The organism is Emticicia sp. SJ17W-69, from assembly GCF_051209875.1.
GTDB lineage: Bacteria > Bacteroidota > Bacteroidia > Cytophagales > Spirosomataceae > Emticicia.
Genome location: NZ_JBNTQY010000001.1, coordinates 5,434,908 through 5,447,500, shown reverse-complemented (window position 1 = coordinate 5,447,500; position 12,593 = coordinate 5,434,908). Strand labels below are relative to the sequence as shown.

The following is a 12,593-nucleotide window of genomic DNA, read 5'->3' as shown; positions in this document are numbered from 1 at the left end:
TAACTGATGTGTAGGATAGGTGGGAGGCTGTGAAGTGGCGTCGCTAGGCGTTATGGAGCCAACGTTGAAATACCACCCTTTGGTTATTTGGATTCTAACTTGCCTAAGGCGAGGACACCGTTTGGTGGGTAGTTTGACTGGGGTGGTCGCCTCCAAAAGAGTAACGGAGGCTTCCAAAGGTGACCTCAGCACGCTTGGTAACCGTGCGTTGAGTGCAATAGCATAAGGTCGCTTGACAGTGAGACCAACAAGTCGAGCTGGATGGAAACATGGGTATAGTGATCCGGCGGTTCTGTATGGAAGGGCCGTCGCTCAAAGGATAAAAGGTACTCCGGGGATAACAGGCTGATCTCCCCCAAGAGCTCACATCGACGGGGAGGTTTGGCACCTCGATGTCGGCTCGTCACATCCTGGGGCTGGAGAAGGTCCCAAGGGTTCGGCTGTTCGCCGATTAAAGTGGCACGCGAGCTGGGTTCAGAACGTCGTGAGACAGTTCGGTCCCTATCTGTGGTGGGCGTAGGAAGATTGAGAGGTTCTGACTTTAGTACGAGAGGACCGAGTTGGACGTACCGCTGGTGCATCTGTTGTCTTGCCAAGGGCACGGCAGAGTAGCTAAGTACGGACGGGATAAACGCTGAAAGCATCTAAGTGTGAAACCCACCTCAAGATGAGTCTTCCATTGAGATTCGTAATAGACTATTACGTTGATAGGTTGTAGGTGTAGAAGTGGTAACACTAAGCCGAGCAATACTAATGAATCGAGGACTCTTTTTTATACTTTTTCTTATTATTTCTCTCTATCAAAGTCATTGTAGTTTTATTGGAATAACCAATTAAGACATGAAGAACTAAAAGATATTAAGTCCTAGTGGTTTTTAACCGAAATAGGCAGTCCTTCATGGCGTCCATTGGGCGGGTGTTCACCTCTTCCCATCTCGAACAGAGAAGTTAAGCCCCGCACCGCTGATGGTACTGAGTTCATACTCGGGAGAGTAAGTAGATGCCAGGATTTTATTTTAAAAACCTCAGCCCTTAAAGCTGAGGTTTTTTGCGTTTAAGACAAAATTATCTCTGAACATATTCAACAGAAATGTTAAGAACGCTTAGTTCCGCACCGCTGATGGTACTGACAAAACGTTTGCCGGTTCATACTCGGGAGAGTAAGTAGATGGACTGGGCGTCACCCCAAGATTTTATTAACAAAAACCTCAGCCCTTAAAGCTGAGGTTTTTTGCGTTATAACAAGTTCTGTGACGCTAATGGTACTGAAAGTTTGCCGTTCGTACTCGGGAGAGGAAGTAAATCGACTGGCGTCACCCAAGAATTTTATTAATCAAAAAGCAACCTCTAAAAGGTTGCTTTTTTTGCGTTTAAGCAAGTTTAAATTGGTATGAAGGCTTCAGAATGCAAATTTTGTAACTTTTATTATTTAAAAAGAGCAAGCTATAAAGGCCTGCTCTTTTATCTTTATTTTAGGTGTAACCTACCAATTTTTCACTCGCTCATTTACCAAATTCAGTAAAAACTTAGTTTTCGCTCCAATTTTTCCATTGCTTAAAATGACATTATCTATTTGAGTGATGGGTAAAACTCTTTTGGTGGTACTCGTTGTGAAAACTTCGTCGGCGACGAGTAATTCTTTTAACTCAACGTTTCTTTCTTCGATTTTGAAATGACTTTTGGCTAATTCTAAAACAAAACGTCGAGTAATACCTCGCAAAACTTTTCGATTAGGCGTAATGAGCGTATCTCCTTTAAAAAGAAATACATTACTACGACTTAGTTCACTGATATAACCTCGTTTATGAAACAAAACATCAGTGGCTTTTGCTGCTTTGATGTCAGTTTGTAAAATCATCAAATGCTTATAATCAATGCTTTTTATTTCGGGTAGGTCTCGTACATAGTCATGCGTAATAACTTTAATACCAGTTTCATAATCTTGGAGTTTAACAGGATGAATATCTTCGCTAATGATAAGTAGATTTGGGCGAGTCATACTCATGCTGTCAGGCGAATAGCCGCCTGTCAGCACAAAGCGTATAGCACAGTTGTCTAAACCACTTTTTTCAATCAATTTCAGTACCACTAGATAGGCTTCTTCTTTTTGAATTGGATTGGGTAAACATAACAATTTTGCCGAACGCTCGTAACGCTCCCAATACCAATCCCACTGAAATGGACGACTATTATAAGTAATAAAATAGTCGAAAAGGCCATAGCCACGCAATAGCCCTAAGTCAGTAATATGAATATTTGTTTCTTCTACGGGGCGAATTTCGCCATTTAAGTAAGCGTGGTGCATTATTTCAATGAGTGAATGAGTACGTTTTGAATGAGTGAATATTTTTTCTAAAATCTCAATTTACTTTTCAAAAAAATCGCCTTTGTTCCAAGTTGGTTTTTGTGGGTTTTGAGAGATCAAGTAGCTTGTTAAGAAATTGACTTGCACATATTTTTTAGAGGCCGACCAAACAAAACCATTTGTTATTTCATCAGATGGCTTATGATAGTGTGCTTCACGCCATTTTTTTACTTTTTCTGCCAAATTTAAGCTCGGATTGCTAAATCTATAACCATATTTAATGTGTAAGGCAGGGATTCCTGCTTTTACGAAGTTATATTGGTCACTTCGGACAAAACGTCCTTCGCTTGGGTCTGGGTCTGGCTCAACCTCTAATTTTGCTAAACTGGCTGCCTGTTCAACTACTTTTTGCAAACTGCTATGTTCTGCCCCAAGTGGAGCAACCGACTCTAAAGGAGCAAGCAAAGTAGGCATATCAGTATTGATGTCGGCAACGATTTGTTTTTTCGATACTGTTGGATATGCTGCAAAATACCCTGAACCTAAAAGACCCATTTCTTCAGCAGTAACAAGTAAAAAAAGTAAAGAACGCTTCGGTTTTGGACTTACGGTGGCATACATTCGGGCAATTTCTAATGCACAGGCTACGCCTGAGGCATTATCATGAGCTCCATTATAAATTGAATCACCATTGATTGGCTTTCCGATGCCTAAGTGGTCTAGATGAGCCGAGTGAACGATATATTCTTTTTTCAATTTTGGATCAGAGCCTTCCAATTTAGCTACTACATTATAGCTTATAATATCATCAAATGTACTTTCATAGTGACCTTTAAGGCTACTTTTAAGTACTTTACTCACAAATTTTCCTTTTTCGAGTTGTTGCCAAGTGCTGTCGAGCATATTATTTTCGGCACGCATCAAGGCTTGCAAAGTTGGTACTGATATACCGCCTGCTATTTGTATTTTTCCACCCAAAACCGATGCTGAACTTGTTCTTTTTCCTTTGGCTGTAACTGATGCCGATACACCATTTGAAACCATATTATTAGCTGCGGCCTTGAACTGCACCATGCTGGTTGTATAATTGCAAACCAACACACCAATTGCTCCATTTTTTACGGCAAATTCTTGCAATGTAGCAGGATAACCTAAATGTAATCTTACATTTGTAGGTAAGTTTTCAGGTATTTTTCTTAAAACAACTACTATTTTCCCTTTTACATCAATGCCTTTATAATCTTGAAGGTTGCTTTGTGAGGCATCAAAACCAGCACCAACAAATACCAAAGGAGCATTGAAATCAACAGATTTTCTTTCAGGATGCGGGTAAATTGCTAAATCGTTTCCAAATGTTAGCTCTTGCTTTTTACCGTCGGGTAAGGTAAGCGTAAATTTGGCTGACTCTTTTACTAATTTACTCTTTCTAAGCAAAACCTTTTGGGTGTAAGTTCCTTTTTCTCCTGCGGGTTTTAGACCCATTTCTTTATATTGCTTAATAGCATAATCAACAGCCATCTGATAACCTTCTTTTCCAGGAAGTCTGCCTTTAAGTTTATCGTCTGATAAGTATGCTACGTGAGCTTTGATTCGATTGGTATCGATTGATTCAAGATGCTTTAGAACTTGCTCTGAAACTAAACTTTGAGCGTTAGTGGATAAGGCAAAAAAACAAAAAAATAGTAGAAAAGTGTTTTTCATAAATGGTAGTTTGAGATTTATTAAGTATACAATTTAAGCATATAATCATTGAAAATCAATAAATGATAAATCATCATTTAATCGTATCAATCTTATAATTTGTTTTAATCGTGTCATTTGTTAGTGTTTTTTTTATCAAAAGTAAAGTTTCTTGTTTAAAGCTACGCAACCCACGAGCATTTTTTTGCATCTGTAAAGAAAACAAAATTCTGAAAAACTATGAAAAAGCTATTTGTAATGTTCTTTGCAGTGTTATTGAGTACCCAAACTTTTGCTCAAACAGCAGCTCTTAAACAACAAACCGATTGGCTGACAAGTCAGCTAAACAAATTGGTTATTGATGACGACAATCGAAAAATGAATGTCAATGACCACAAATCTAAGCCAACGTTTTCGTTTGTTGGGAGTAAAATGTTGATGAATTTGACTGCCAAAGAAGAGAACTTCTCAATGGGCGTCAATATTAGTTGGCTTTTGAAAGATGTGAGAAAAGTGAGTTACCAAAAGCAAAAAGATGGAAATTACAAATTGGTCTTAGATGTACCAGCCGACAGAATCAAAATGGATTTGGGTTTTGGTAAAGACAATACAATTGGAGGTTCATTTAATGTGAATGATAAAGATGACAAAGACCCAACATCATTTACGCTGAGCACAAAAGATGAAACTTTGGTAAAAGAAATGGTACAACAATTTGAAGGAGCGGTGAGAGAGGCAAGAAAGTAAAAGACTTTAGTTATAAAAAAACCGAAGATTTTTGTCTTCGGTTTTTTTGTAAAAACACTATTGCAACTTCCTATATTTAATACGTTTAGGAGTCAAATCAGTGCCTAAGCGTTTTTTGCGATTTTCTTCGTATTCTGAAAAGTTTCCTTCAAACCAATATACTTGTGAATCGCCTTCAAAAGCTAAAATGTGGGTCGCAATTCTATCCAAGAACCAACGGTCGTGAGAAATAACTACGGCACAACCCGCAAAGTTTTCAAGACCTTCTTCCAAAGCACGAAGCGTGTTTACGTCCAAATCATTGGTTGGCTCATCTAAAAGCAAAAGGTTTCCGCCTTCTTTGAGCATCATTGCCAAATGCACACGGTTTCGCTCTCCACCTGAAAGAATACCCACTTTTTTCTCTTGGTCGCCCCCTTGGAAATTAAATCGGCTTACATAACCACGAGCATTTACTTGGCGATTTCCAAGCATTACCCATTCATTTCCACCAGAAATCAACTCATAAACCGATTTAGTAGGGTCAAGTTGATTATGCTCTTGGTCAACGTATGAAAGCTTTACGGTTTCACCTACTTCAAAAGTACCAGCCAATGGTTGTAATTGACCAGTGATTAATTTAAAGAGCGTTGTTTTACCAGCACCATTCGGGCCAATAATTCCAACAATACCATTTTGAGGCAAACTAAAATTCAAATCTTCATATAGTAAACGATCGCCAAAGCCCATTTTTACGCCTTTTGCTTCGATTACTTTATTACCCAAACGTGGGCCAGGTGGAATGAAAAGTTCGAGTTTATCTTCTCTTTCTTTCGAATCTTCACTCACCATTTTATCATAAGCAGCCAAACGAGCTTTTGATTTTGCTTGGCGAGCTTTTGGAGCCATTCTTACCCATTCTAATTCTCGTTGTAAAGATTTTTGGCGTTTAGATTCCGTTTTTTCTTCCTTTTCTAAACGATTTTGTTTTTGTTCGAGCCAAGAAGAATAATTCCCTTTCCATGGAATACCTTCGCCTCTGTCCAATTCCAAAATCCAGCCAGCCACATTATCTAAGAAATAACGGTCGTGGGTTACAGCAATCACAGTCCCTTTATATTGACGCAAATGCTCTTCCAACCAAAGTACCGATTCAGCATCAAGGTGGTTGGTAGGTTCATCCAAAAGCAAAACATCCGGTTGTTTCAAAAGTAATCGACAAAGAGCTACACGACGTTTCTCTCCCCCAGAAAGATTAGCTACAATGGCATCTTCAGGTGGACAACGGAGAGCATCCATTGCACGTTCTAAACGAGTGTCTAATTCCCAAGCATCGAAAGTGTCCAATTTCTCCTGCACTTCACCTTGACGAGCGAGTAGTTTATCAAAATCAGCATCAGGATCTCCGAATGCTTCGTTAATAGTATCGAATTCTTTCAATAAATCTACAATTTCCTGCACCCCTTCTTCTACAATTTGTCGGACAGTTTTTGTAGGGTCAAGTGTTGGTTCTTGTTCTAACATGCCAACGGTGTAACCTGGTGAGAATACCACATCGCCATTGATGTTTTTGTCAATACCCGCAATAACTCTGAGTAGGGTAGATTTTCCAGAACCATTAAGTCCAAGAACACCAATTTTGGCACCGTAGAAAAATGAGAGATAAATGTTTTTAAGAATTTGACGGCTTGGCGGAATGATTTTACTCACTCGCTCCATCGAGAAGATAATTTGTTCTGACATTGTTTAAAAATATTCGTTAGCGGTCATTTTTAAGAAATAATTCGGCATTTTTTATTAAATTATTATTAAATGAATAAAAATTTTGTGTTTTATTGCTACATTTAATAAATTTTTACGCAAATATCGTTAAACGTGTTTGCATTATACAAAAAAAACACGATTTTTACCAAATAAACCACCATCCCCTGACTCACAAGCCATGTGATTTTTTATTATGAACGGCGTAACATTAGAAAACGAATATGCTTACATAAAAGACGGTAAGGTATTCTTGAAGGGCTATTTAGATATGCCCGACCGACAAATCGGAGAAGTAAAACGCACAGAAGAAGAGGCTTTCCAGTATTTTATTAACCGTTACCAAATTGCGGTAAACAAGGTTACTCAATTAGAATCTGAGATTGCCGAGGCCCAAAATAAGGGTTCTTTCTTAACCAAACTCACGCAGCTACGCAAACGATTGCTGAACTTCGATGGAATTGGCGATTTTATTCCTTTGCTCAAAACTTTAGATGAGCAAGAGGAAGTGCTTCGTGGTTTGATTGTTGGCAATCAAGCAAACAATCTCACAATCAAAGAAGCATTAGTCGAAGAAGCCAAAGAAGCCAAAGAGGATGTTGATTGGAATATTGTAGCCGAAAAACTACAAGATATCAAAACTCGTTGGATTCGTACAGGCCCAGTTGACAAACCTTATCAGGAACAAATCGAGACAACCTTCAGAGAAGTTTTAGATGATTTCTATCAACGTAGAAAAGCTTTTTATGAGGAACAAAATCGCATTATTGGCGATCGCATGGAAAAGTATAATGAATTGGTAAGAGGTGCTGAAATGCTTTTCCGTATGGGCAATTGGGAACTTTCTTTTGCAGAACTCAAGCGTCTCCAATCTGAATGGAGAAATGTAGGTGATGTGCCTCCAAAACGCTTGAAATACGAATTCCGTCGTTTTAAGAAGTTGACGACTTTGTATTACGAAAAATATTGTGCTGCCAAAGGTATTCAAATAAAAGTACGAGTTGACCCACGTGTCGAGGCTCAACAAAAAATGATGGAAGAAGCTGAGCAATTGGCAGAAGCTAAAGATATATTTGCATCAACTGAGCGTGCAAAAGTGATGCTCAATGATTGGAAAAATATCAAGGTTCCATCTCATTTGGCTGTCAGAAATGTTGCAGAACGCTTCAGAGCTGCTTGCGATAAGATTTTTGAGTTAAGCTATTTGATGAAAGTTGTGACTCGTAAATTGCCTAATTATAATTATTTGAGCGAAAAACAACAAACCTTGACGAAATTCCGTGAAATGGAAAATATTGTCATTCGTGCAAGGGGAGAATTGAAAATATTGATTGAAAGTAACGAGGGGGTTTCGCAAGGCCCAGACTTAGATAAAATCACGCAATCGAACATTCAGACGCAAAAACGTAAGTTATTGATGAAAGAAGTGATTTTAGAAGAATTAAGAAGAGCAGCTCAATAAAAAAAAAGTAAATTTTTTTTGAATCTCTCTTGCGTAATTATCTTTAAAGTCGTACTTTTGCACTCACAAAATCGGGATTGACCTATAGTGTAATGGTAACACACCGGTTTTTGGTACCGTTATTCAAGGTTCGAATCCTTGTAGGTCAACAACTATAAAGAGTAACTATTTGATTATCAAGTAGTTACTCTTTTTGTTTTTAAACTACTTAGATTTTAAAAGTTTTTGAGCCATGAAAAAACAAAAGAAGATTTTAGCAATTATTGGGAGTACAAGAGAGAATTCTTCGAATTTACGAATTGTAAAAGCGATTGCTGAATTGTCGAGGGGAATTTTTTTAATTAATATTTATGATAAAATAGCACAACTACCACATTTTAATCCTGATTTGGATTCAAATGTTCCTCCTAAGAAAATATCCGATTTTCGAAGCCAAATTGAGCAGGCAGATGGAATTATCATCTGCACACCAGAATACGTTTTTAGCCTGCCTGGAAGCCTAAAAAATGCCCTTGAATGGACTGTTTCGACAATTGCCTTTACTCATAAGCCAACAGCTTTAATTACCGCTTCAGCATCAGGAGAAAAAGCTCACGAAGATTTAAAGTTAATCATGCGAACACTTGGTGCAACGTTTAATCAACAAACACAAGTATTAATTCAAGGAGTAAAAGGGAAGTTAGAAGGAGATAACATTACTGATGAAGAAACGGTGCTTAAACTAAAGCAATTGATAGCATCTCTGAATGAGTTGATAATCTAAAGAGCATAAAAAAAAGCCTTGCTCGTTTAACGAATAAGGCTCTCTTATGCAGCAACTAAAAAAATTATTTTTTAGTTGTGTCAGCAGCAGCAGCAGCAGTTGTGTCAACAGCAGCAGCAGCAGTTGCAGTAGTATCTACAGCTACAGCAGCAGTTGAATCAACAGCTGTTTCAGCAGTTTTAGAAGTACAAGCAGCTAAAGAAGCTACACATGCTACGAATAAGATTGCGATTACTTTTTTCATTGTCTTTGTTTGCGGTGTTTTAAGGTTTGAAACGCAATGCAAATTTAAGACAATTTTAAGATAAGATGCAAGTTTTTCTTAAAAAAAATTTAAAATTTTCTTAAATACTTTTTAAGAAACAATAATTCCTTGGATTTGTACAATATTATGGGGTGGAGCGGGTCTTAATTTTGTCATAAATACCTGTACTTCTGAAAGTCAAGAACTTATGACCATAAAAATTGGCAAGAAAACTAAAACCCATTCCTACAATATGAGAAAAAGTTTCTCTTAAAGTTAATGAATAATCGGTAAAGTATTTATTAGCTACAAAATCAAATGTCAAGGAAGAAAGACCTAATTGAATTCCTAATGCTACCACTGCAATGATAACAAATTTGACAGATTCTCGTTTAGTATTACCGGATTCTTTGGCAGAAAATGCAAAAACTTTATTAGGGATAAAGGTTACAATTGTTGCCGTCATGTATCCAGCAAAGATACTTAGTTGAAAAGCAGGCTTATCTGCAAAGCCAAAGCTCACAAAAACGGGTTTATATAAAATCCTTGTGAAAAAATTAGTTCCTGCCCCCAAAATAGCTGTTAGAAAAAATGAGAGAAAGCTTCTTAATTCCTTGTTTTTTATTTTGTTAAGTAATTCCACAAATAAGTTTAGTCCAGAAAATTTTAAAAGAGTATTCATCTGCTATGATTACTTTATAGTTGGTAAATCATAGTAAGTCGCGTATCAAACTCGGAAATAGACCAAGTATAAGGGAACCAACCGTAGTAAAACCAAGGATTATTTTATAAAATGATGATAATTGAATGCTTTCACCGTCCCCTTCTTTCATGTAAGCTGCTATAATTGGTTTAAAATAATAGTAAATACCAACAGCCGACATCAAGATTGCCACAACTAATAACCAGATATGCCCACGATATGCAGCATCAGCAAAAACATAGAATTTTCCCCAGAAACCAGCTGTTAAAGGGATTCCAGCTAATGAAAACATTGATACCGCTAAAACAAACGCTAAGAATGGATTTTTCTTTGCAAGACCATTCAAAACAGTAATGTTTTCATCAGGACGGCCATCTACTAATTTTTCTTTTGAGACAATTATCAATACACCAAAGGCACTAATAGTTGCTAAAGAATATGCTAATGAATAGAATACGATGGAAGCATCGGTTTTATTGCTTAAACCTACAATTGCTATCAACATATATCCTGCATGAGATATGCTTGAAAAGGCCAACATTCTTTTGAAACTACTTTGAGCAACAGCCGTAATATTGCTAATTAATAAACTTAAAACAGCCATTACGATGATCATTACCCACCAAAAATTATATAATGGAGAGTAAGATACCTCAAGAATACGATATATAGCAGCAAATCCAGCAGTTTTTACGATAGTTGACATAAAGGTCGTAAAAATTGTTGGAGCACCTTCATAAACATCTGGTGTCCAAAAGTGAAATGGTGCTGCCGAAACTTTGAAAAGTAAACCTATGAGCAAGAAGGTTACACCCACATAAAGAAAAACTGGACGACTTGCTATTTGCGTTTGTGCCAACCATGAGTGAGCATCGCTAATATTGAATGAATAATTAGCTCCATAAAGCATTGCGATACCAAAAAGCATGATTCCAGTAGCAAAAGCTCCCATTAAGAAATATTTAAGGGCAGCTTCATTCCCACGGATATTTCTTTTATCACTACCTGTAAGTACATACATTGATACTGAAAGGATTTCAACACCAATAAAAAGCATTATCAGGTTTTGATAATTTGTCATCATTATCGCTCCAACGAGAGAAAACTGCAAAATAGCAAAATATTCGGCTGGATGAGCTTGATCATCATCTATAAAACCTTTCGATAATGCCATTATCAAAAATGCTGAAAGCAAGATGATTGAAGTAAAAATGATAGATAGGTTACTTGCTTCAAGCATATTGCTGAAATAAAGGCCAGGTTTATTCCAATCAATGAAGTTAGAAACGAAAGCAAGTGCCACAAAAAACAATGATGCAGGTAAAAGTATTTTCTTTGATTTTAGGAAACCTAAAAACAATGTAACGAGTCCAGAAAATGAGAGTACGAGTATCGGATACATAATAAAATTGATAACCCCCAAGTCAGCAAAGCTGCCACCTTATGAGGGGTGATAAAATAAAATTTTATAATAACTACTTGCTACTAATTATCTGTAAAATGCTATTGACAGCAGGTTCAGTAATTTTTAAGAATATATTTGGGAAAACACCCATCAAAACAACTAAAATCGCCAAAGGTAATAAGACAGCAACTTCTGTTCCGCTTACGTCTTTAAATTTAGCTGTTACTTGATTACTTTCGCCAAACATTGAGCGTTGCATCAAACGAAGCATATACACAGCTCCTAAAATAATAGTCAAACCAGCAATCGCTCCAAGCCAAACATTTTTGTCATAGACACTTTTCAACAATAAAAATTCTCCAACAAAACCGTTAGTTAAAGGCAATGCCACACTTCCAAGCATAATGATCATGAAGTAAATACTTAGAGCTGGTGTTTTTTGAGTGATACCCCCTAAAGCACTTAATTCTCTGGTATTGGTACGGTCATAAATGATCTTAATAATAAAGAATAATCCAACTGCATTGATACCATGAGCAACCATTTGTAATAATGCCCCTTGAATACCACTTAGCGTTCCAGAAAGTACACCTGCTGCCATTAAACCCATGTGAGCAAATGAAGAGTAGGCGATAAGACGTTTGATATTATTTTGTTGGATAGCTATGATAGAACCGTAAATTAAACCAATCACAGAAAGTATCATTCCGAAAAAACCCCAATTGGTGACACCTATTGGAGCAAGTGGTAATAAAATACGTATCAATCCATAAACGCCCATTTTTGAAAGCAAACCAGAAAGTAACATAGTAGCTGGTGTTGGCGATTCAGAATAAGCATCAGGTTGCCAAGTATGAAATGGTAAAACAGGCATTTTGATAGCGAAAGCAATAAAGAATGCCCAGAATAATAAATTTTGATTGGTAGGCGAAATAAGCTTACCAGTTGTATAAAGTTCTTGAATATTGACAGTAGCACCTTGAATATACAAATAAACGATGGCAACCAACATAAATAAACTTCCAAAAATGGTATAAACAAACATCTTGAAAGTAATACGTGGAGCATCTTTTCCTCCCCAAATTGCCGCTAAGAAATAGACTGGAATCAAAGCAGCTTCAAAGAAGAAATAAAACAAGAAAATATCTTTAGCCATGAAAACACCTAACAACGCAACTTCGGTTAGAAGTATGAGCATGTAGAAAGTAGCATGGTTTTTATAGCTGAATTTGTAGGTTGAAAGTATAATGATTGGCACTAAAAATGTTGTAAGAGCAATCATTAATAAACTGATTCCATCAATACCAATATGAAAGTTGATATTCAAATCTTTCATCCAAGTGTATTTTGCTTCAATCGGAACAAGTGGATTGAAAGTAGCAAAAGTATAAATTGCTACCGCAAACGTTATTAAAGATGAAAAAAGAGCTACATTTTTGGATGTACTGACGTTACTTCCTTTCAATAAAAATAGCAGAATACTACCAATAAAGGGTATAAGTATGAGTGTTAGTGCTAACATTCGAAATTATTTTTATGTTGTT

10 protein-coding genes, 1 tRNA gene and 2 rRNA genes (1 of these 13 only partly in view) are annotated in these 12,593 nt (G+C 36.9%); 6 read left to right on the top strand and 7 right to left on the bottom strand.

Translation table 11 applies throughout. The features are described 5' to 3' along the window. Together ACQUQZ_RS22420 and rrf are read left to right on the top strand one after the other, a co-directional pair. A 23S ribosomal RNA gene (locus tag ACQUQZ_RS22420) occupies positions 1 to 774 on the top strand (it extends 2,047 nt beyond the left edge of the window). 123 nt (positions 775 to 897) lie between these two features. Further along, positions 898 to 1,009 (top strand): 5S ribosomal RNA (gene rrf / locus ACQUQZ_RS22415). A gap of 474 nt (positions 1,010 to 1,483) precedes the next feature. On the opposite strand, the gene ACQUQZ_RS22410 is transcribed toward rrf, so the two are convergent. Both ACQUQZ_RS22410 and ACQUQZ_RS22405 read right to left on the bottom strand, forming a co-directional pair. Continuing rightward, entirely contained in the window at positions 1,484 to 2,305 is an 822-nt protein-coding gene (locus ACQUQZ_RS22410; RefSeq protein WP_435357323.1) for an aminotransferase class IV, read from the bottom strand. A 60-nt stretch (positions 2,306 to 2,365) separates the two neighbouring features. Continuing rightward, positions 2,366 to 4,006, bottom strand: coding sequence for a M28 family peptidase (locus ACQUQZ_RS22405; protein WP_435357322.1), 1,641 nt, complete (start codon positions 4,004 to 4,006; stop codon positions 2,366 to 2,368). 219 nt (positions 4,007 to 4,225) lie between these two features. Here ACQUQZ_RS22405 and ACQUQZ_RS22400 point away from each other — a divergent pair, with 219 nt between their 5' ends. Continuing rightward, the gene (locus tag ACQUQZ_RS22400; RefSeq protein WP_435357321.1) at positions 4,226 to 4,732 is read left to right on the top strand and encodes a hypothetical protein; all 507 of its coding nucleotides are present in this window, start codon (positions 4,226 to 4,228) and stop codon (positions 4,730 to 4,732) included. 57 nt (positions 4,733 to 4,789) lie between these two features. Here the strand turns inward: ACQUQZ_RS22400 and ettA are convergent, their stop codons facing one another. After that, positions 4,790 to 6,454 carry an energy-dependent translational throttle protein EttA gene (ettA, locus tag ACQUQZ_RS22395; RefSeq protein ID WP_435357320.1) on the bottom strand — a complete coding sequence of 555 codons (1,665 nt, stop codon included), beginning with the start codon at positions 6,452 to 6,454 and terminating at the stop codon, positions 4,790 to 4,792. A 214-nt stretch (positions 6,455 to 6,668) separates the two neighbouring features. On the opposite strand from ettA, the gene ACQUQZ_RS22390 reads away from it, so the two are divergent. The 3 genes from ACQUQZ_RS22390 to ACQUQZ_RS22380 all read left to right on the top strand — a co-directional run bounded on the left by ACQUQZ_RS22390 (position 6,669) and on the right by ACQUQZ_RS22380 (position 8,697). Further along, a complete protein-coding gene (locus ACQUQZ_RS22390) occupies positions 6,669 to 7,934 on the top strand; it encodes a DUF349 domain-containing protein (protein WP_435357319.1) in 1,266 nt (421 codons plus the stop codon). Between the two features lie 78 nt (positions 7,935 to 8,012). Next, positions 8,013 to 8,083: transfer RNA gene (locus ACQUQZ_RS22385), tRNA-Gln, on the top strand. 83 nt (positions 8,084 to 8,166) lie between these two features. Next, positions 8,167 to 8,697 carry an NADPH-dependent FMN reductase gene (locus ACQUQZ_RS22380; protein WP_435357318.1) on the top strand — a complete coding sequence of 177 codons (531 nt, stop codon included), beginning with the start codon at positions 8,167 to 8,169 and terminating at the stop codon, positions 8,695 to 8,697. A 64-nt stretch (positions 8,698 to 8,761) separates the two neighbouring features. Here the strand turns inward: ACQUQZ_RS22380 and ACQUQZ_RS22375 are convergent, their stop codons facing one another. From ACQUQZ_RS22375 to ACQUQZ_RS22360, 4 genes are all read right to left on the bottom strand, one after another. Next, the gene (locus ACQUQZ_RS22375) at positions 8,762 to 8,941 is read right to left on the bottom strand and encodes a hypothetical protein (RefSeq protein WP_435357317.1); all 180 of its coding nucleotides are present in this window, start codon (positions 8,939 to 8,941) and stop codon (positions 8,762 to 8,764) included. Positions 8,942 to 9,086: 145 nt separating this feature from the next. After that, on the bottom strand, positions 9,087 to 9,623 hold the full coding sequence (locus tag ACQUQZ_RS22370; protein WP_435357316.1) for a GtrA family protein: 537 nt from the start codon (positions 9,621 to 9,623) through the stop codon (positions 9,087 to 9,089). 28 nt (positions 9,624 to 9,651) lie between these two features. Next, the gene (locus ACQUQZ_RS22365) at positions 9,652 to 11,046 is read right to left on the bottom strand and encodes an NADH-quinone oxidoreductase subunit N (protein ID WP_435357315.1); all 1,395 of its coding nucleotides are present in this window, start codon (positions 11,044 to 11,046) and stop codon (positions 9,652 to 9,654) included. A 73-nt stretch (positions 11,047 to 11,119) separates the two neighbouring features. Next, entirely contained in the window at positions 11,120 to 12,571 is a 1,452-nt protein-coding gene (locus tag ACQUQZ_RS22360; protein ID WP_435357314.1) for a complex I subunit 4 family protein, read from the bottom strand. Between the last annotated feature and the right edge of the window lie 22 nt (positions 12,572 to 12,593).